This window comes from Corynebacterium amycolatum SK46, from assembly GCF_000173655.1.
Taxonomy (GTDB): Bacteria; Actinomycetota; Actinomycetes; order Mycobacteriales; family Mycobacteriaceae; genus Corynebacterium; species Corynebacterium amycolatum_A.
In genome coordinates this window covers 1-20229 of sequence record NZ_ABZU01000012.1, presented here as the reverse complement: position 1 = coordinate 20229, position 20229 = coordinate 1, and the positions used below count along the sequence as shown (strand labels likewise).

The 20229-nt window shown below is 59.7% G+C and carries 13 protein-coding genes; 10 read left to right on the top strand and 3 right to left on the bottom strand.

What is annotated here, in order from left to right; all coding sequences use genetic code 11:
- Position 1 precedes the first annotated feature (1 nt).
- Complete coding sequence (locus CORAM0001_RS08195) at positions 2-2170, bottom strand: prolyl oligopeptidase family serine peptidase (protein WP_005511374.1); 2169 nt, start codon at positions 2168-2170, stop codon at positions 2-4.
- Between the two features lie 82 nt (positions 2171-2252).
- Here CORAM0001_RS08195 and lpdA point away from each other — a divergent pair, with 82 nt between their 5' ends.
- On the top strand, positions 2253-3668 hold the full coding sequence (gene lpdA / locus CORAM0001_RS08190; protein WP_040361686.1) for a dihydrolipoyl dehydrogenase: 1416 nt from the start codon (positions 2253-2255) through the stop codon (positions 3666-3668).
- A 211-nt stretch (positions 3669-3879) separates the two neighbouring features.
- Here lpdA and ramB read toward each other — a convergent pair whose 3' ends face one another.
- Positions 3880-5304, bottom strand: coding sequence for an acetate metabolism transcriptional regulator RamB (gene ramB / locus CORAM0001_RS08185; protein ID WP_040361684.1), 1425 nt, complete (start codon positions 5302-5304; stop codon positions 3880-3882).
- A gap of 214 nt (positions 5305-5518) precedes the next feature.
- Complete coding sequence (gene aceA, locus CORAM0001_RS08180; protein WP_005511364.1) at positions 5519-6811, bottom strand: isocitrate lyase; 1293 nt, start codon at positions 6809-6811, stop codon at positions 5519-5521.
- A gap of 1019 nt (positions 6812-7830) precedes the next feature.
- Between aceA and CORAM0001_RS08175 the strand changes: the two genes are divergently transcribed.
- The 9 genes from CORAM0001_RS08175 (at position 7831) to CORAM0001_RS08135 (ending at position 20118) form a co-directional block, all read left to right on the top strand.
- A complete protein-coding gene (locus CORAM0001_RS08175; RefSeq protein ID WP_005511361.1) occupies positions 7831-10041 on the top strand; it encodes a malate synthase G in 2211 nt (736 codons plus the stop codon).
- 313 nt (positions 10042-10354) lie between these two features.
- Positions 10355-11128, top strand: coding sequence for an HAD family hydrolase (locus CORAM0001_RS08170; protein ID WP_005511360.1), 774 nt, complete (start codon positions 10355-10357; stop codon positions 11126-11128).
- Between the two features lie 15 nt (positions 11129-11143).
- Entirely contained in the window at positions 11144-13759 is a 2616-nt protein-coding gene (locus tag CORAM0001_RS08165; protein WP_005511350.1) for a glycoside hydrolase family 65 protein, read from the top strand.
- A 416-nt stretch (positions 13760-14175) separates the two neighbouring features.
- A complete protein-coding gene (locus CORAM0001_RS08160) occupies positions 14176-14916 on the top strand; it encodes a succinate dehydrogenase cytochrome b subunit (protein WP_005511349.1) in 741 nt (246 codons plus the stop codon).
- Between the two features lie 19 nt (positions 14917-14935).
- Positions 14936-16954, top strand: a complete 2019-nt coding sequence (locus CORAM0001_RS08155; protein WP_005511378.1) for a fumarate reductase/succinate dehydrogenase flavoprotein subunit — start codon at positions 14936-14938, stop codon at positions 16952-16954.
- Positions 16954-17703: a succinate dehydrogenase/fumarate reductase iron-sulfur subunit gene (locus tag CORAM0001_RS08150; RefSeq protein WP_005511353.1), complete on the top strand. Its 750-nt coding sequence runs from the start codon at positions 16954-16956 to the stop codon at positions 17701-17703. The genes CORAM0001_RS08155 and CORAM0001_RS08150 overlap by 1 nt, the downstream gene beginning before the upstream one ends.
- A gap of 40 nt (positions 17704-17743) precedes the next feature.
- Complete coding sequence (locus tag CORAM0001_RS08145) at positions 17744-18142, top strand: hypothetical protein (protein WP_005511333.1); 399 nt, start codon at positions 17744-17746, stop codon at positions 18140-18142.
- A 190-nt stretch (positions 18143-18332) separates the two neighbouring features.
- On the top strand, positions 18333-19682 hold the full coding sequence (locus CORAM0001_RS08140; protein WP_005511357.1) for a DUF445 domain-containing protein: 1350 nt from the start codon (positions 18333-18335) through the stop codon (positions 19680-19682).
- Between the two features lie 124 nt (positions 19683-19806).
- Positions 19807-20118, top strand: a complete 312-nt coding sequence (locus tag CORAM0001_RS08135) for a DUF2516 family protein (protein WP_042388363.1) — start codon at positions 19807-19809, stop codon at positions 20116-20118.
- Positions 20119-20229: the final 111 nt, after the last annotated feature.

The window sequence follows — 20229 nt, the reverse complement described above, 5'->3', positions numbered from 1 at the left end:
CTTACTTCAGCTTGTTCCACAGCCACGTAGATATGAGCGCCTCGACGAACGCGACCTGCGAATTATCCGCCGCGCCCGCGTGCCCGCCCTCTGTGTTTTCGTGATAGTCCACCGGCTGTCCCGCTTCCTTCAACAGCCACGCCAGGCTCCGCGCATGCGCCGGGTGGACGCGGTCGTCCCTGGTAGACGTCGTAATCAACGCCGGTGGGTAGGCGCGCTGCTCTCGCTTGACGACGCGCTGGACCGGCGAATACTGCGCAATCGCAGCTTGCTCGGCGGGAATATCCGGGTTTCCATACTCGGCCATCCATGAAGCTCCTGCGGACAGCCTGTGGTAGCGCATCATGTCCGCCAGCGGCACCTGGGACACCACCGCTCCTACTAACTCCGGGTAGGAGGTGAGGCAGACAGCGGTCAGCAGCCCGCCGTTGGAACCACCGCGCACGCCCAGCTGTTCGCGCGTGCAGTAGCCACGTGCAACCAAATCGCGCAGCACGGCCTGATGATCCTCATAGACCCTCATCCGCTCAGTCTTGACCACCGAGGAGTGCCAGGTCGGGCCGAATTCACCGCCGCCACGCAGGTTGGCCTCCACGAAGTAGCCGCCGCGCTCGAGCCAGGTTAGCCCACGAATCGCCGAGTACTGCGGGACCAGCGAGACCTCGAAACCGCCGTAGGCGTGCACGAGGGTAGGGGCTGGGGTCGGAGTGGGTGCGTCTGTGGTTGTCTCTGCGCCTGCGTCAGCACTTGCACCAGCCCTCGAGCCGAAGCGGCCAGTGATGCGGTACGGAATCCGCGTGCCATCGGCCGAGGTTGCCCAGTGCTGCCGCGTCTCCAGCCCCTCGCTATTGAAGAGCGCCGGAGCACGCCGCACTTCCGTGAGTTGGCCGCCGACCTGCCCGTACCAGAGGGTTGCCGGCTGCGTTGCCGAGGTCGACACCAACCAGATCTCATCATCGCGTTCAGAGGCCGTATCAATCACGCTCACAGTGGCCTGTGCAGGTAACTCGCCGAAGGCCTCCACCGGCTCCCATGAGCCCTCCTGCAAGACAACCAACTTCGTCGCGACATCCTCCAACAGTGTCAGCACCAGGAAGTTCTTCGTCCACGCGAGCTGCTGGAACGACGTGTGCGCATCCGGGGTGAAAATCACCTCCACCTCACGCGAGCCCGCCAGCCACTTATCCAGCTCCACAATGGCCACGCCACCAGCCGGAATGCCGTTGAACTCCGTGCGCGGCATCAGCACCAGCCACTGCCTATGGACACTCATCCGACAGTCCTGCGGCACCTCCAGAATCTGCAGCGAAAAATCCCCGTTCTGCTGCGCCGCCAACTTGCCCGGGCGCTCCGCCGCTACGAACCGCTGCGAATTATAAAAATCATGCGCACGCTCGACAAACAGCCGCTCGAAACCCTCCGTCGCGTCGAACCAGCCGCCCACGGCCACATCATCACTGTGGCCCGAGAAAATCACATCCGCGCTTGACGACGGCATGCCGCGCCGCCACCTACGCACCTGCCGCGGGTAACCCGAATCCGTCAGCGATCCCGGACCAAAGTCACTGCCAACGAGAATCTCGTCACGGCCCAACCAACAGACATCGGACTTCGCCTCCGGGAGGTAGAACGGCTCATCCTCGACAAAAGTGCAATTGACGAGGTCAAACTCCCGCACCACGGTGGCATCGGCGCCGCCGCGAGAGAGCAGAATCAACGCGCGGTCATACTCCGGATAACGGCACACCGTGCCCTTCCAGACCCAGTTTTCTCCCTCGGCTTTCGCCAGCGCATCGAGGTCAATCAGTGTTTCCCACTCGGTTGCCTGCGGATCTTCCTGGCCAGCCAGATAGCTCTGCAACGAGGTGCACCGCCACAGGCCCCGCGGCTGCTCGGCATCCCGCCAGAAGTTATAGAGGTACTCGCCGCGCCGCACCGGGTATGCGATCCGGGCATCGGTGTTGAGTGCAGCCAGGATGCGTTGTTCCAGGTTGGTGCGGTCGCTGGTGTCGTCGGCAAGCGAATCGACGCCTGCGACGGTGGCCTCCGACTGCGCGCGAGCCCACGCAAGCGCCTGGGAGCCGTCGATATCGTCCAGCCAATCGGGGACAAGGTCAGTGGAGAGGAAGGAGAAATCGTTGCCCATGTCGGTGTCCGTGTCGGTGCCCATGTCCACCACCGTAGCCGACCGCAGTAGGTAAAACCGGGACTCGCGCGTGAAGTAAAGGCAAGTCGTGCGTAGACTTGTGCACGTGGCTGAACATTTTGATCTTGTAGTACTCGGCGGCGGTCCTGGCGGATACGTCGCAGCAATCCGTGCATCCCAGCTGGGTCTGAAGACTGCTGTGGTGGAGAAGCAATACTGGGGCGGTGTCTGCCTCAATGTTGGCTGTATTCCATCCAAGTCTCTGTTGAAGAACGCCGAGGTGGCGCACATTTTCAACCATGAGGCTAAGACCTTCGGTATCTCCGGCGATGTCTCCTTTGACTTCGGTGCCGCACACGCGCGTTCGCGCAAGGTGTCCGCGGGCATCGTCAAGGGCGTTCATTTCCTGATGAAGAAGAATAAGATCACCGAAATCAACGGTTTCGGTGAATTCACTGGCCCGACCTCCATGGCCATCACTGATGGCGATGACAAGGGCAAGGAAATTACCTTCGACAAGGCGATTATTGCGACCGGCTCTGTCGTCCGTTCCCTGCCGGGTGTTGAGGTCGGCGGCAACATCGTTTCCTACGAAGAGCAGATTCTCTCCGACGAGCTGCCGGACTCCATGGTTATCGTCGGCGCTGGCGCCATCGGTATGGAGTTCGCATACGTGTTGGCTAACTACGGCGTGGACGTCACCATCGTCGAGTTCATGGACAACGTTCTGCCGAACGAGGACGCAGACGTCTCCAAGGCTATTGCCAAGGAATACAAGAAGCTGGGCGTCAAGCTCATGACCGGGCACAAGACCACCTCCATCGTGGACAATGGTGACTCGGTTGAGGTCAAGGTCGAGGCCAAGGATGGTGGCGACGAGCAGACTCTGACCGTCGACCGCGTTATGGTCTCCATCGGATTCGCACCGCGCACCGAGGGCATCGGTCTGGACAAGGCCGGTGTTGAGCTGGGCGAGCGCGGCGAGATTGTCATCGACGAGTACATGTGCACCAACGTCGACAACATCTACGCCATCGGTGACGTCACCATGAAGCTGCAGCTGGCACACGTCGCTGAGGCACAGGGCGTCATCGCAGCTGAGCACATGGCGGGACACGAGACCGAGACCATCCCGGATTACCTCATGATGCCGCGCGCAACCTTCTGTAACCCTCAGGTCGCTTCCTTCGGTAAGACCGAGGCGCAGGCCAAGAAGTGGGCAGAGGAGAACGGCCGCGAGATTAAGGTTTCCACCTTCCCGTTCTCTGCAAACGGTAAGGCCCAGGGTCTGGCGGAGCCGGCTGGTTTCGTGAAGCTCATTGCAGATGCCGAATACGGCGAGCTGCTGGGTGGCCACATGGTGGGCGCCAACGTTTCCGAGCTCATGCCGCAGCTGGTTCTGGCTGAGAAGTACGAGCTGACCACTGAGGAAATCGGCCGCGCCGTCCACATTCACCCGACAATGTCCGAGGCGATGAAGGAAGCAGCCGAGGGCGTTATGGGCAAGATGATCAACCTGTAAGAGGTTGTGGCTTTGGCCTGGGGCCAGTTTTCGCTGGTCCGGGCTCAGGCAGATACGAGTTAGTGCTTAAGTTTATGACAGTTTGACCGTGAAAATCGGTGCGAAAGTGTCATAGACTTAAGCACTTTCATTTGGGGTCTTCCTTTTTGGGGCATCGTGCGCAAACCGAGCCCCCGCAAACAGGCCGGCTCTGCGCCCGTCGTAAAGCGAACTAGTACGGCGAGACGGTGGAGCGGTGCATGTTGATGTCGATATCGCGATGAATCGGCGGGAACGCGCGCTGCGGACATGCCTCGCGGGAGCAGACCCTGCAGCCAGCACCGATCGGAGTGGCGGCGTCGAGGTCCGCGAGATCGAGACCATCGGCGTACACGGTGCGCTCAGCGTGACGGGCCTCGCAGCCCAAACCGATGGCAAAAACCTTACCTGGCTTGCCGAAACGTGCCGCGTGATGTTCCACGGTCCGCGAAATCCACATGTAGGGGCGACCATCCGGCATGAGTGCGACCTGTCGCATGACCTTGCCTGGGTAGGAGAAGGTCTCGTAGACGTTCCACAGCGGGCAGGTACCGCCCGAATGCGTGAAGTGGAAGCCCGTGGCGGATTGGCGTTTGGACATGTTGCCCGCGCGGTCGACGCGCACGAATGTCCACGGGATGCCGCGCAAGCTGGGGCGTTGCATCGTGGACAGTCGGTGGCAGATGGTCTCGTAGCCGACTCCGTACGTGCGCGAGAGCAGTTCGATGTCGTAGCGCTTCGACTCCGCCATTGCATGAAACGACTCATACGGCAGAATCAGCGCCGCTGCGTAATACGTCGCGACTCCGCGCTGCGCCAGCTTTCGCGACTCCTCCGACATGAAATGCCCGGACGCGACGGCCTCGGAAATGGTTTCGCCCTGCTCCAAAAACCCCAGCTCAGTGGCCATGCGGAAAGCTCGCTGCCCCGGGGAGAGGTGCCGCGCGAGGTAGAGCGTCTTGGTCCGACGGTCAAGGCTGTGCTGCACATCGCCTAACGACGATTCCAGCGCAATCCGAATCCCATGGTCGCTGGAAAGCCTGTCGGCCAGCACAGAGACCACATCGGTGGTCTCGTCGGTGATGCGCAGCTCGCGGGCCAGCTCCTCGGCGGCGGTGTCGACCGAAGCGATGTAGTTCTGGCGGGCGTAGAAGTAGTCGCGGACTTCCTCGTGTGGCATGGTCAGCGCCTGTGAGCCGGAGGCGGTGTCGGTGCTGTTGCCGAAGTTGCGCTCCTCGGTGGCGAGGGAGAGTTTGTCGGTGACGTTGCGGTAGCGGCGGTGGATATCCACCATGATGCGGGCGATGTCGGGGTGGTCGCGGACCATCTCCGAGATTTCCTGCAGGTCCATGGGGGACTTGGCGATCTCCTTGTCCATCACCACGTCCTGAACTTCGGCGAGGAGGCGGGAGTCATCATCGCGGGAGAAGAAAGTCGCATCAACGCCGAATGTGTCCGTGATACGAAGCAGAACAGGGACTGTTAGTGGGCGGACGTCGTGCTCGATCTGGTTGACGTAACTAGCCGAGAGGCCCAACGCCTGCGCGAGCGCGGCCTGGCTGAGGTCGCGCTCGCGGCGTAGCTGGCGGAGGCGAGATCCGACATAGGTTTTCGACATACTGCCCAGCATATCGCGGACTTTGCTGAATTTGTGTAGAAAGCCGTTGCAACCTTTGCTTAGGTGCGTAGGCGCTCAGGTTCTCTGGCACGCTTCACGACGGCGCGGAGCCGACACGTCGATGAACACACAAAAACACCCAGCGGTGGCTGCAAGTGCAACCCTCGCTGGGTGTTGAAGTTAGGTCCTTGACCCAAGCCCTAAGCCGAGTGACTTAGAACTGGCCCTCCTCGGTGGAGCCCTTCAGGGCGGTGGTGGAGGAGTTCGGGTCGACGGTGGTGGCGATGCGGTCGAAGTAGCCAGCGCCAACCTCGCGCTGGTGCTTGACAGCAGTGAAGCCGCGCTTCTCGGCAGCCTCGAACTCGCGGTTCTGCAGGTCGACGAATGCGGACATCTGCTCGCGAGCGTAGCCGTAAGCCAGGTCGAACATGCCGTAGTTCAGGGCGTGGAAGCCAGCCAGGGTAATGAACTGGAACTTGAAGCCCATCTTGCCCAGCTCGTTCTGGAACTTGGCGATCTCGTCCTTCTCGAGGTGAGCGGACCAGTTGAAGGACGGGGAGCAGTTGTAAGCCAGGAGCTGGTCCGGGTACTCAGCCTTGACGCCCTCAGCGAACTTCTTAGCCAGCTCGAGGTCCGGAGTACCGGTCTCCATCCAAATCATGTCAGCGTACGGAGCGTAGGACTTCGCACGATCGATGCACGGCTCCAGGCCGTTCTGGAGGTGGTAGAAGCCCTCAGAGGTGCGGTCGCCGGTGATGAACTTCTGGTCGCGCTCATCAACATCGGAGGTGATGAGGGTAGCGGCCTCAGCGTCGGTGCGGGCGATGATGACGGTCGGGGTGTTGGAGACGTCAGCAGCCAGGCGAGCAGAGGTCAGGGTACGGATGTGCTGCTGGGTCGGGATCAGGACCTTGCCGCCCAGGTGGCCACACTTCTTCTCAGAAGCGAGCTGGTCCTCCCAGTGGGTACCAGCGGCACCAGCGTTGATCATGGCCTTCTGCAGCTCGTAGACGTTCAGAGCGCCACCGAAGCCAGCCTCACCGTCAGCGACGATCGGCAGCAGCCAGTTGTCGACGGAGTCGTCGCCCTCAATGCGAGCGATCTCGTCTGCGCGGAGCAGAGCGTTGTTGATGCGACGAACGACGTTCGGCACGGAGTTAGCCGGGTACAGGGACTGGTCCGGGTAGGTGTGGCCGGAGAGGTTAGCGTCACCAGCAACCTGCCAACCGGAGAGGTAGACAGCCTTCAGGCCAGCGCGAGCCTGCTGAACGGCCATGTTGCCGGTCAGTGCACCCAGAGCGTTGATGTAGGAGTCATCCTTAACGTTGACGCCTTCCCACAGGATCTCGGCGCCACGGCGAGCGAGGGTGTTCTCCTCGACGACGGTGCCCTGGAGCTCAGCAACCTGCTCAGCGGTGTAGTCGCGGGTGATGCCTTCCCAGCGCGGGTTCTCGTCCCAATCCTTCTGGATTTCGGCGGCGGTACGTGCCTTACCAACGTTAGACATAAACGGAGTCACTTCCTTTTGCTTGCTTTTCGAACTCCGGGTGCTGACTTAAGAACAATTCCGACAGAACCGATCTACATGCTGACCCGATAGTGACCGCGGTGTCACGTGAATGCAGGGGGTGCTAGCAAAATGCTGTACCCCTGCACGCAAACACGCGAACAAAAACAATGTCCGCTTCCGCGTGCCATGTCTCACATTTTGGGGCATAGCGCTAAGTTCGTCAAGCAACTCCGGATGTGAATTCAAGTATGTAACCCGGATAACACTTGTGAAGATTGCAAACATTGCAATGTGTAGCTTGGCTTTAGCTATTTTCGCCTGTGACCGGGTGGTACATTTGTACTGTTATTTTCCTATGATGACCTCGTTAATAATGTTCCCCCCCGCTTTGGGGTGATTTATATTTTGGTAATTATCAAAGCTGGTCGTTAACGGTGTTTGGGGTTTAGGGGGTGGTTCGCTACCCCCGAAATCGCGGCCGTAAAGGTAGAAACGGGCTTCTAAATACACTGCCGTTACACCGTCAATACCCCGCCGGGGCATCCCTGGATTGTGGCCAGAGCTTCGGTTGCCATCTCACTTTTATGGTCTGGTTTGAAGGTGGAGGCTGTCGCGACACGATTGGTCGGTGGCCGTTGATGCGCAGGTCGCAATAGTAAATGTCCGTGAGGCGCGACACTTTCCCATTGCGTGTGTTGTTCCGTGGCTGGAGGAAAGAATGCGAGGGATGCTGCGGTCGATGCGGGTGGGGGAGGGCTGGTTGTGGCGTCAGGATTGAATGCCCGAATGGTCATCGGGGAGGGGTGGGGTCTGTTCGCGGGGTGCTCGTCGTAAAGCGAATGAAATGGCAAATGTGAGCGGCGCTATACCGGGCTGGCGGTTGGGGGTTATGAAAAAAGACGGTCCATAAGTGCGCCGAATCACATACAGTAGGGGAACAACGCATCCAGTGCGTGAGCCGCTGACGTGGCTGTGGCTGGATGGGCAAATTGCAATCAATAGTTTTGAGGAGAGCAATGGCACAGCGTATTTCGGCAGGTGGAATGCAGGTCGCGAAGGTTCTTTACGACTTCGTTAATGACACCGCACTCCCCGCCGCCGGCATTGAGGACAAGGACGCGTTCTGGAACGGCTTCGGTGACATTGTCGCTAAGTACACTCCGCGCAACCGTGAGTTGCTGGCCAAGCGCGATGAGCTGCAGGAAAAGCTCGACGCTTGGTACAAGGAACACCCAGGTAAGCAGAACCAGGACGAGTACGTCGCATTCCTGAAGGAAATCGGCTACCTCGTTGACAACCCGGGTGACTTCCAGGTCACCACCGAGGGCGTCGACACCGAGATCACTTCCACCGCTGGCCCGCAGCTGGTTGTGCCGGTCCTCAACGCTCGTTTCGCCATCAACGCTGCGAACGCACGCTGGGGCTCGCTTTACGACGCGCTGTACGGCACCAACGCTATTCCTGAAGATGGCGGTGCGGAGAAGGACACCCCGGGCTACAACAAGGTCCGCGGTGACCGCGTTATCGCATGGGGTCGTGACTTCCTGGACAAGGCTCTGCCGCTGGTCGACGGTTCCCACGCGGACGTCACCTCTTATGACATTGTCGACGGTCACCTGCAGGCAACCCTGGAAGGTGGCGCTACCTCCGGTCTGCGCGAGCCGGAGACCCTGGTCGGCTACACCGGCGACAAGGACGCACCGGAGTCCATTTACTTCAAGCACAACGGTCTGCACATTCAGCTGCTGATTGATCCGGAGTCTCCGGTTGGCAAGACCGACAAGGCTGGTGTCAAGGACATCATCCTGGAAGCCGCTGTCACCAACATCATGGACCTCGAGGACTCTGTCGCCGCAGTCGACGCTGCCGACAAGACCCTGGGTTACACCAACTGGCTGGGCCTGAACGTCGGTGACCTCGCAGTCGAGTTCACCCGTGGCGGCAAGAAGCTGTCCCGTACTATCAACGACGACCGCACCTACACCGCTCTTGACGGTTCCGAGGTCACCCTGCACGGTCGTTCCCTGAACCTGGTCCGTAACGTCGGCCACCTGATGCAGAACCCGGCCATCCTCGACCGCGACGGCGAGGAGATTTTCGAGGGCATCATGGATGCCGTCGTCACCGCTGTGTGTGCAATCCCGGGCCTGGACCAGGACAACGCACGTAAGAACTCCCGTACCGGCTCCATCTACATCGTGAAGCCGAAGCAGCACGGCCCGGACGAGGCTGCATTCACCAACGAGTTGTTCGCAGACGTTGAGAAGCTGCTGGGTCTGCCGCACAACACCCTGAAGGTCGGCCTGATGGACGAGGAGCGTCGTACCTCCGTCAACCTGGACGCCGCCATCAAGGCTGTTTCCGAGCGCGTGGTCTTCATTAACACCGGCTTCATGGACCGCACTGGTGATGAGATCCACACCTCCATCCAGGCTGGTCCGATGTTCCGCAAGGCTGTCCAGAAGACCGCTCCGTGGATGCTGGCTTACGAGGACAACAACGTTGACTCCGGTCTGGCACACGGCCTGCAGGGCAAGGCTCAGATCGGTAAGGGCATGTGGGCCATGACCGAGCAGATGGCCGAGCTGCTGGAGCAGAAGATTGGTCAGCCGAAGCAGGGTGCTTCCACCGCGTGGGTTCCGTCCCCGACCGGTGGTGTGCTGCACGCTACCCACTACCACGAGGTTGACGTTTTCGGCGTTCAGGACAAGCTGCTTACCGACGGTCGCCGCGACACCTTCGGTGATCTGCTCACCATCCCGGTAGCGGCAGCTAAGGCTGGTGAGCCGGGCGCTGACTGGTCCGATGAGGACAAGGCTAACGAGCTGGACAACAACTGCCAGTCCATCCTGGGTTACGTTATCCGCTGGGTTGAGCAGGGTGTTGGCTGCTCCAAGGTGCCGGACATCAACGATGTTGACCTGATGGAGGACCGCGCTACCCTGCGTATTTCCTCCCAGACTCTGGCTAACTGGCTGCTGCACGGTGTTGTCACCGAGGAGCAGATCATTGATTCGCTTCAGCGTATGGCCGAGGTCGTTGACCGCCAGAACGAGGGCGATGAGGCATACCTGCCGATGGCTCCGGACTTCGACAAGTCCATCGGTTTCCAGGCTGCCAAGGAGCTCATCCTTGATGGTGTGAACCAGCCGTCCGGTTACACCGAGCCGATTCTGCACCGTCGTCGCCTGGAGTTCAAGAAGCGCGAGGGCATCGACCAGGACTAATTCTTGGTCTGGCTAGGGTTAGCAGGCGGCTGCCGAGCCTGAAATAACAAAATAGCTACCCAAACTGCCGGTGTGTATGTGTTGTTGGCAAACCTCTGATGCCAATTCCGCATGCGCGCCGGCAGTTTTGTTTTTCGGTGCAGGGCGAGCGTGCGCTGGGAACGCCCGCGTTGGGTGCCCCATGGTGGAAGCATGCGATGCCCTCCGCCGAGATACCCGGGTTCACAAGCGGGGTAGGGGCAACGTTGCTAGCGTTGATTGAGAAGTTAATTGCGAATATGCAGTCTGCAACGTCCAAGGAGCTGCGACCCCCATGACTAATTCCACGACCGACAGTGCTACCAACCTTGCCAAGGCCAAAGAATTCCTCCATAGCGCGGGCGCAATCCTCTTTGACCTCGACGGAGTGATTACCCCTACCGCCGATGTTCACGAGCAGGCGTGGGCGGACATGTTTAGCGACTACTTTGAGCACAAGGGTGTCTCGGCCTACACAGAGGAGGACTACTTCACCTACCTCGATGGCCGCCGCCGCGATGAGGGCATCGCAGCAATCCTGGAATCTCGCGGCATCTCGCTGCCACACGGTAGCGATGAGGACACAGCGAAAGACGAGACGATTGTGGGGCTCGGGAAGCGCAAGAATGATGACTTCTTGGCGCGAGTCGAGAAGGGAATTGAGGCTTACCCGGGGTCGGTTGCGCTGCTCGACGAGTTACAGGGCGCGGGGGACTCGTCGGCAAGCGAAAAACCGCAGTTGGCGGTGGTCAGCTCGTCGAAGAACGCGGTGCCGGTGCTGACGGCCGCTGGGCTGCGTGAGCGGTTCGTGGAGATTGTTGACGGCGTGGTGGCGCACGAGAACAACCTGCCGGGTAAGCCAGCCGGCGATACTTTCGTGTACGCGGCGGAGAATCTGGGAGTGGCGCCGCGCGATGCTGTGGTGGTTGAGGATGCCATCAGTGGTGTGCAAGCGGGTGCAGCCGGCGCATTTGGCCTGGTCATTGGTGTTGACCGCGGTGCTGGTGCGGAAGCGCTGAGCCGAGCGGGCGCCGACATTGTGGTCAGTGACTTGGCGGAACTCGTCTAGGCTGGCTCGAGACAAATGGCTGAGAGAAAACCGGAAGGCATCATGGCCAACGATTCGACCACAGCAGCAGTCGACGAGACCGAGCGTGTGATTCCGCAGGGGCAGGGTCACGACGCGGAGACCGCCGAGGCTGAAAAACAGGAGGAGACGGTGTCCCCAGTTCGTCGTAAGCAGCGTCGTAACTTCCCGGCGGGTCGTGCGGATAAGCACCACCACCTGGTGAATGCCGAGGGGCTCATGGACCGAGACATCGCTCCGGTCGATGAGTGGCGTCTGATTGAGACGAAGCCGAACGGCCTCCCGCTCGGTTTGGGCGAGACGCTGTTTGCGCTGTCGAACGGGTACATCGGCATGCGTGGCAACCCGCCGGAGGGCCGTGACTCCAGTGAACACGGCACTTATATCAACGGTCTGCATGAGACATGGCCGATTAGGCACGCCGAGGACGCCTACGGCCTAGCCCGCCAGGGGCAGACGATTGTCAACGCTCCGGACGCCAAGGCAATGCGTCTCTACATTGATGATGAGCCCCTGCGTCTCGGCAATGCTGAAGTCAGCGACTACGAACGTAGTCTGGATTTCCGTGAGGGTGTGCTGCGTCGTCGGTTCATCTGGCGCACCCCGGGTGGCAAGCACGTTCGCGTCACCTCTGAGCGCATGGTGTCTTTCCAGGAAAAGCATGTCGCCGCGATGAGTCTGGAAGTCGAGCTGCTGGATGCGGATGCTGCGGTGATGATCAACTCGCAGATCCTCAACCGCCAGGACGGCGAGGACGAGTACCACGATGCTGCCAAGGCGCAGGGCACCGAACTGGATCCCCGTCGCGCCGAGGCGCTGGAAGACCGCGTGCTCATTCCAGCATTTCAGTCGGAATCGGCGCACGGGCAGCGCTCGACGCTGGGCTACCGCTGCGCGAACTCCGGTATGACCGTGGCCACTTCCATGGACCACACCTTTACTGTCCGCACTCCCGACGGCACGGAGCCGTTCGTAGAGGTTTCGCAGTCGACCGAGCCCGATGTGGCCAGCTCCCTGTTTAACCTGGATGCGCCGGTCGGCACTGTCATACGCCTGGAGAAACTGGTCGCGTACCACTCCTCCCGCAAGGTGCGCGCCGAAGAGCTGGCATTCCGCTGTGAGCGCACACTGAACCGCGTCAGCCGCATCGGCATGTTGGGGCTGATGGAGAACCAGGAGGAGTGGCTCGAGCGCTTCTGGGAGCGCTCTGACGTGGTCATTTACAATCAGCCGGAGATTCAGCAGGCAGTGCGCTGGAACATTTGGCAGATTATCCAGGCTGCCGCTCGTGCCGAATTCCAAGGTGTGCCGGCCAAGGGAATGACCGGCACCGGCTACGGCGGCCACTACTTCTGGGACACGGAAATCTACGTGACCCCATTCCTTACCTATACGTCGCCACAATTCTCGCGCAATGCCATGCGCTTCCGCTGGGACATGCTCGAAGCCGCGTGGGCGCGTGCCGACGAACTGGCGCACGACGGTGCCCTCTTCCCTTGGCGCACCATCAATGGTCAGGAGTCCTCGGCCTACTTTGAGGCCGGCACGGCGCAGTACCACATCGATGCGGACATCGTGTACGCAATGATGAAGTACGTCTACGCCTCCGGGGACGAGGAGTTCCTGCTCAAGGAGGGCACGGATCTGCTGCTCGGCACGGCCAGGTTTTGGATGTCGCTGGGATTCTTCGATGCCGAGCATCGAGAGTTCCAGATTCACAGCGTCACCGGTCCAGATGAGTACAACACGGTGGTGAACAACAACCTGTACACCAACGTGATGGCGCAGTATAACCTGCGGGTTGCTGCGGACGTCGTCAGGCAGATGAAGCGTGATCGCCCTGCTGCCTATCGTGAACTGACCAACCGCTTCGACCTTACCGAGCGCGAGATTGAAGAGTGGGAGCAGGCCGCTGAGGCGATGTACATCCCGTTCGATGAGAAGCTCGGCATTCACCCTCAGGATGATCAGTTCCTACTGCGTAAGCGCTGGAATCTCGACGATCCCGAGGTTGGCCCCCTGCGTCCGCTGCTGCTGCATTACCATCCGCTGACGATTTACCGTCACCAGGTCATTAAGCAGGCGGACGTCGTCCTCGCACTGTTCCTCATGGGCAATCGCTTTACGACGGAACAAAAGCGCGCAGACTACATGTATTACGATCCGCTCACCACTGGTGATTCCTCGCTGTCGGCCGTTGTGCAGTCCATTGTTGCGGCCGAGTTGGGTTTGCAGGAGCAGGCAATGGACTTCTTCCTACGCGGACTCTATGTGGATCTGGCGAACTTGCATGGCAACGCTGCCGATGGTGTCCACGTCGCATCTGCCGGTGGTGTGTGGCAGTCCCTGGTCTATGGTTTCGGTGGTTTCCGCGATCATGACGGCCGCTACAGCATTGACCCGCGCCTTCCGGAGGGCTGGAGTGGTCTGACGTACCGAGTCACTATTCGTGGTTGTCGTATCCGGGTGACGGTGCGCGGCCGCACGGTGGAAGTCGTCCTGGAGGAGGGCGACCACCAGGTTGGGCCGATTATGGTCGCGGGCCATGAGGTGATCATTGGTCCGGAGCCGTTGACCGTGGTGATGGCGAACTCGGATCAGAGCGAGGATTAGTCGGACGGCTTCGGCCGTATACGGCGCCAATGGGGGGGGGAATTGCCTGTTGGGGGTGGCTGTTTGGGCCTTTGGGGAATTCGGCAGGGGTAAAAATAAAGAATTTCGCAACATAATTATTGAGTATTAAAACCGTCCACCTGAGAAAAGTGGGCGGTTTTTTATTTTCGTGCTATTTATGTTGCGTTATTAGCTGGTTTGGGCAGGTGAAAAATCGGCAAAAGTCGGGGTAGGGGCGTTTTTATGGTGGGGAAGAGGATTTATACAGCGACGACGTCAGAAGTGGCTAAAATGCGATAACCTGAGAAAAGGCGGAGAAAAGACCTAGGTAACCTGTGAAAATCCCCACCCAAAAGGGGGAAAAATGTTTACCAGGCGCTGTGTGACTTTAGAGTGAATATGACACTGGAGGTGCCATGACTGTTAAAAGTTCAAACCGTGACGCAATCGCGCACGGCAAAATTAATGTAGAACCGCTGCGCGAGCAGCCTAAATACCCTTCATGGGCTCTGAAGCTGACCATGGCCGTCACTGGCGTGCTGTTTGGCCTCTTCGTTATTGTCCACATGCTGGGTAACCTAAAGATTTTCGCTGGCAAGGAAGACTTCAACGCATACGCGACCTTCCTGCGCACTGTCGGTGCTCCGGCAGTTCCGAACGAGGGCGTTCTGTGGATTCTCCGCATTGTCCTGCTGGTAGCTATTGTGCTGCACATTTTCGGTGGCCTCACCCTGGCTGCACGTGCTAAGCAGTCCCGCGGCAAGTTCCGCCGTCAGGGCATGGTGTCCAGCTGGAACACCTTTACCGCACGTTCGATGGTAATCACCGGCATTGTGCTGCTGGCCTTCATCATCTTCCACCTGCTGGACCTGACCATCGGTGCTGGCGTTGCTCCGTCTGCTTTCGAGCACGGTGAGGCGTACCAGAACGTGGTTGCGTCCTTCTCGCGTCCGGGTGTTGTTGTTTGGTACATCATTGCGCAGCTCGCTCTGCTGCTGCACCTGTCCCACGGTCTGTGGACTGCTACTTCCGACCTCGGTATCACCGGTAAGCGCTGGCGCAAGGTTCTGCTGTTCCTGTCCGGCCTGCTGCCGCTGCTGGTTGTTGTCGGCAACATCTTCATCCCAGTCGCCGTCCTGACCGGTCTGGTCTCGTAGGTCGAGGAGGAAATTTACTATGACTAACACTGAAGCAACCGTCGCTGCGGACTTCCGCGCGCCGGAAAGCGCTGTCGACGGGGTCAAGATCGGCAAGGTTCTGTCCGATAACTCCCCGGGTGACAAGGTCTCCATGAAGGACCACTGGCAGTACCAGAAGGATCACGCCAACCTGGTCTCGCCGTTGAACCGTCGTAAGTTCCGCGTCATGGTCGTCGGTACCGGCCTGGCTGGCGGCGCTGCCGCTGCTGCCCTCGGTGAGCTCGGCTACGACGTGAAGGTTTTCACCTACCACGACGCTCCGCGCCGTGCGCACTCCATTGCTGCACAGGGTGGTGTCAACTCCGCTCGCGGTAAGAAGGTCGACAACGACGGCGCTTACCGCCACGTCAAGGACACCGTTAAGGGCGGCGACTACCGCTGCCGCGAGAACGACTGCTGGCGTCTGGCTGTCGAGTCCGTCCGCGTCATCGACCACCTGAATGCAATTGGTGCTCCGTTCGCTCGCGAGTACGGCGGTACCCTGGCAACCCGTTCCTTCGGTGGTGTGCAGGTCTCCCGTACGTACTACACCCGTGGTCAGACGGGTCAGCAGCTGCAGCTGTCGACTACCTCGGCTCTGCAGCGTCAGATTGGTCTCGGCAACGTCGAGATCTTCACCCACAACGAGCTGGTTGACATCATCGTCGCCGACGGTCGTTGCCAGGGTGCCATCATGCGTAACCTCATCACCGGCGAGTTGACCGTTCACACTGCTCACGCAGTTATTCTGGCTACCGGTGGTTACGGCAACGTCTACCACATGTCCACGCTGGCCAAGAACTCCAACGCTTCGGCCATCATGCGTGCGTACGACCAGGGTGCTTACTTCGCATCCCCGTCCTTCATCCAGTTCCACCCGACCGGTCTTCCGGTCAACGCGCACTGGCAGTCGAAGACCATTCTGATGTCCGAGTCCCTGCGTAACGACGCACGTATTTGGACCCCGAAGAAGAAGGGCGACGAGCGCCCGGCCAACGACATCCCGGAGGACGAGCGCGACTACTTCCTGGAGCGTCGCTACCCGGCATTCGGTAACCTCGTCCCGCGTGACGTCGCTTCCCGTGCCAACTCTCAGCAGATTAACGCCGGCTACGGTGTTGGCCCGCTGAAGAACTCCGTCTACCTGGATTTGCGTGACGCAATTGAGCGCCTGGGCCAGCCGGTCATCAAGGAACGCTACTCGAACCTGATTCAGATGTACGAAGAGGCAATCGGTGAGGACCCGTACAAGGTTCCGATGCGTATTGCTCCGACCTGCCACTTCACCATGGGGGGCCTGTGGTCTGACTTCAACCAGATGACCTCCATCCCGGGTCTGTTCACCGGTGGCGAGGCATCCTGGACCTACCACGGTGCAAACCGCCTGGGTGCAAACTCCCTGCTGTCCGGTTCGGTCGACGGTTGGTTCACCCTGCCGTTCACCATTCCGAACTACCTTGGCCCGCTGCTCGGTACCGACCGCCTGGCTGAGGATGCCCCGGAGGCCAAGGAAGCACTGGACCGCGCTCAGGCACGCCTGGACAAGCTGATGAGCATCCAGGGCAAGCACGGCGCTGAGTACTTCCACCGCCAGCTCGGTGAGATTCTCTACCGCGACTGTGGTGTGGCCCGTAACAAGGAAGACCTGGCTCGCGGTATCGAGGAGATCCGCGAACTGCGTAAGGCATTCTGGTCTGACCTGTTCATCCCGGGTGAGCCGAACGAGATGAACCAGCAGCTCGAGTACGCTAACCGCGTTGCTGACTACATCGACCTCGGTGAGCTCATGTGTGTCGACGCCCTCGACCGCGATGAGTCCTGCGGTGCTCACTACCGCGATGACCACATCTCCGAAGATGGCGAGGCAGAGCGCGATGACGCTAACTGGTGCTTCGTTTCCGCATGGGAGCGAGGCAACAATGGTCCTGCATGGGATCAGTCCGGTCACGAATTCATTCGCCACGCCGAGCCGCTCACCTTCGAAGCCGTCCCGCTCATGACAAGGAACTACAAGTAATGAAACTGCACCTTGAAATCTGGCGCCAAGCAGGTCCGAACGTCGAGGGACACTTTGAATCCGTTGACGTTGACGACGCCGTCGCAGAGATGTCGATTCTGGAGCTGCTTGACCACGTCAACTCCAAGTACGTCGAGTCCGGCAAGGAGCCGTTCGCGTTCGCATCTGACTGCCGTGAGGGTATCTGTGGTACCTGTGGTCTGAACGTCAACGGTCGTCCGCACGGCCCGGGCCAGAACACCCCGACCTGTCAGCAGCGTCTGCACCAGTTCAACGATGGTGACACCCTGAAGATCGAGCCGATGCGCTCCGCCGCATACCCGGTCATCAAGGACATGGTCGTTGACCGCTCCGCTCTGGACCGTGTCCTCGAGCAGGGTGGCTACGTCTCCATCAACGCTGGTACCGCTCCGGATGCAGATACTTTGCACCTGAACCACGAGACGGCTGAGTTTGCACTTGACCACGCAGCCTGCATCGGCTGTGGTGCTTGTGTCGCAGCCTGCCCGAACGGTGCTGCACACCTGTTCACCGGCGCAAAGCTGGTTCACCTCTCCCTGGTCCCGCTGGGTAAGGAAGAGCGTGGCAAGCGTGCCCGCAAGATGGTTGACGAGGTCGAAGGCACCTTCGGTCCGTGCTCCCTCTATGGTGAATGTGCTGACGTCTGCCCGGCCGGTATCCCGCTGACTGCGGTTGCCGCCGTTACCAAGGAACGAGCTCGTTCGTTCTTCCGCGGTAAGGACGACTAAACTCTTTCTCGATTAGAGTTTTCCAGAAGGGACATAGATTATGGCGAATGCAGTCAAGCGTTACCAGGGCGAAGAGCACTTCGTCGACGGTTACGTGCCTCAGAGCATGAATGCCGAATACTCCTCGCTTCACAAGAGCATTACCTGGATTGGCATGGGTCTCATGCTCGCCTCTCTGGCGGCTTGGGGTACCTTCATTTTCGGTCTCGCAACGACCGTTTTTGCCGACGAAACCACTGCTTCTCACAGCAACGGTTTCCTGGCTAAGGATGCCGCCAACTACACCGACTACACCGGTGGTTGGAACTTCGACGGCAGCGTGTTCATGTGGGCTGGCCTGGTAGTCGCACTGGTTATGGTTATTGCGGGTGTGGCCTGCATCTCCATCGGTCGTCGTGACTACAAGGCTTACCGAAAGGAATTCGGCACTCACCACTAAAGGCTTGCCCCAGTTTAAAGGGGCTCGCCTCTAGGCGGATGCAACGCTAGCCTTTTGAACTAGCACCTCCACAGTTGATGCCACCGTGCACAGTGTGCTGAGGTAGGGAAGTACTGAGAAGTACTTCTCTCACCAACAGCGGACTGCAGCGCGGTGGCATTTTCGCGTTTTCGGCGCCTAATCTATACACATGGATAACAACCCCGCTAAGCTCCCGGCAGCTGTCGATTCGGTCTCGGACCGTCTCGAAGTTCCCGGGCCATCACCAGAGGTTGAGGCGGAAAAACGTGCGCAACTGCGTAAGGCCAAGGCCTTCGCTACGATGCTGCTGGTCATCGCAACCGCTGTGTATTTCGCATGCCGCGGTATTGAGTCTTCACACGTATCCGCAGGCGAAGTTGTGCCCGCGTGGGTGGGCTACGTTCGCGCTGCTTCTGAGGCCGGCATGGTCGGTGCCCTCGCCGACTGGTTCGCAGTCGTAGCTCTGTTCCGCCACCCGCTCGGCATTCCTATCCCACACACCGCTATCGTCCGCCGCAAGAAGGACCAGGTCGGTGAGTCCCTGGCGCAGTTCGTCGGAGACAACTTCCTAAACCCCGCTTTGATTGTGGACAAGGTGCGTAAGGCTGAGATCCCTGAGCGTATCGGCGAATGGCTGGTAGCGCCGGGAAACGCCGACAAAGTGTCAACAGAGGTCGGTAAGTTCACCGGAAATGTGCTGGAGGCGATTAATCCCGACGATGCCGCCGCAGTGCTGAAGTCAGCAGTCATCGACGAAGTTGCAGCCCCGGAGTGGGGGCCACCAGCGGGTAAGGTTCTCGAGCAGCTCATCGAAGAGGGGCGCACCGAGCCTATTGTCCAGCAGATGGCTGAGTGGCTGCACCGGAAGTCGCTGGGCTCGCAGAATCTTATCGACCGCCTCGTCGGAGAGCGCGCCCCATCCTGGGCGCCGAGCTTTGTCAACGATCTTATCGGCGACAAGGTTTATCGCGAGCTGGTTGATTGGACCTGGCAGGTGCAGCATGATCCTAAGCACGACGCGCGCCTGGCGCTCCACCGATTCCTCACGCAGCTCTCCATTGATTTGCAGAACGACGAGAAGACCATCGCCAAGGTCGAAGAAATTAAGACTGACATTCTTTCGTCCGCCGCCGTCACACAGGCACCGGCGAAGATTTGGGCATCAACATCCGCAAAGCTTGTCGACGCTGCCCGCGACCCGGACTCCCTGCTCCGTCGGAAGGTCTCGGAAACGGCCGCCCGCTACGGCGAGCGGATCCAGTCCGATCCTGAGTTGCGCAAACGAATGGACCGCCGTCTGGAAGCGGCTGTCGTCTTCATCGCCGAGAATTACGCGGGCGAGATTACCTCGATCATTTCCGAGACAGTTGAGCGTTGGGATGCCGATGAGGCTTCCGACAAGATTGAACTGATGGTCGGTCGCGATCTGCAGTTCATTCGCGTTAACGGCACGGTTGTCGGATCACTGGCCGGTTTGGCTATTTACACCCTGTCGACCTTGGTGTTTGGGGCTATTTAGCAACACAACCCAGCACATCAGACCGTGTGCGTTAGCATGTAAAAAGCAATGCATCCCTGTTAAAGGAGTTGTTCCCCCGGTGCGCCTGTTACCACCTTTGCCCAGTCTTGCGGACTCGCCGCTAATGGCGATTTCCGTCTATGTGGACGTCCTGTTTCAGTTCGCCATTCCGTTTGTCATCGGCATCTTGGCGCTAATCGGTGCGGTGCTTGTCATCACCACCCGCGCGGATGCCTTTGACGCTGCAGACCGCAAGAGCCGAAACGTCTGGGCCGGCATGCTGGTCGGTTCGGCTATCTTCCTGCTCCTGCCGTGGTTGGGCTGGGCAATGCTGGGCATCCCGCTGATTGCCGGGCTAGTCATCACGGGAATTTACTGGTTGGACGTCCGCCCACAGATCAAGGACATTTTGTCGAACGCACAGGGCGGATATTAGTCCAGGGCGGGTGGTAGCCCGCACAACTTTTTAGCCCACATAGCCGAGAAAGTGTCCCCGCTTATGGCAAAATGACTGGGTTTTTTCACCCAGAAACCGCCATAAGCGGGG

Bases quoted from the DNA above. Each gene is read 5' to 3' on its own strand.
- CORAM0001_RS08195 (WP_005511374.1), bottom strand. From the start codon at position 2,170: ATGGGCACCGACACGGACACCGACATGGGCAACGATTTCTCCTTCCTC.
- ramB (WP_040361684.1), bottom strand. From the start codon at position 5,304: ATGTCGAAAACCTATGTCGGATCTCGCCTCCGCCAGCTACGCCGCGAG.
- aceA (WP_005511364.1), bottom strand. From the start codon at position 6,811: ATGTCTAACGTTGGTAAGGCACGTACCGCCGCCGAAATCCAGAAGGAT.
- CORAM0001_RS08175 (WP_005511361.1), top strand. From the start codon at position 7,831: ATGGCACAGCGTATTTCGGCAGGTGGAATGCAGGTCGCGAAGGTTCTT.
- CORAM0001_RS08170 (WP_005511360.1), top strand. From the start codon at position 10,355: ATGACTAATTCCACGACCGACAGTGCTACCAACCTTGCCAAGGCCAAA.
- CORAM0001_RS08165 (WP_005511350.1), top strand. From the start codon at position 11,144: ATGGCTGAGAGAAAACCGGAAGGCATCATGGCCAACGATTCGACCACA.
- CORAM0001_RS08160 (WP_005511349.1), top strand. From the start codon at position 14,176: ATGACTGTTAAAAGTTCAAACCGTGACGCAATCGCGCACGGCAAAATT.
- CORAM0001_RS08155 (WP_005511378.1), top strand. From the start codon at position 14,936: ATGACTAACACTGAAGCAACCGTCGCTGCGGACTTCCGCGCGCCGGAA.
- CORAM0001_RS08150 (WP_005511353.1), top strand. From the start codon at position 16,954: ATGAAACTGCACCTTGAAATCTGGCGCCAAGCAGGTCCGAACGTCGAG.
- CORAM0001_RS08145 (WP_005511333.1), top strand. From the start codon at position 17,744: ATGGCGAATGCAGTCAAGCGTTACCAGGGCGAAGAGCACTTCGTCGAC.
- CORAM0001_RS08140 (WP_005511357.1), top strand. From the start codon at position 18,333: ATGGATAACAACCCCGCTAAGCTCCCGGCAGCTGTCGATTCGGTCTCG.
- CORAM0001_RS08135 (WP_042388363.1), top strand. From the start codon at position 19,807: ATGGCGATTTCCGTCTATGTGGACGTCCTGTTTCAGTTCGCCATTCCG.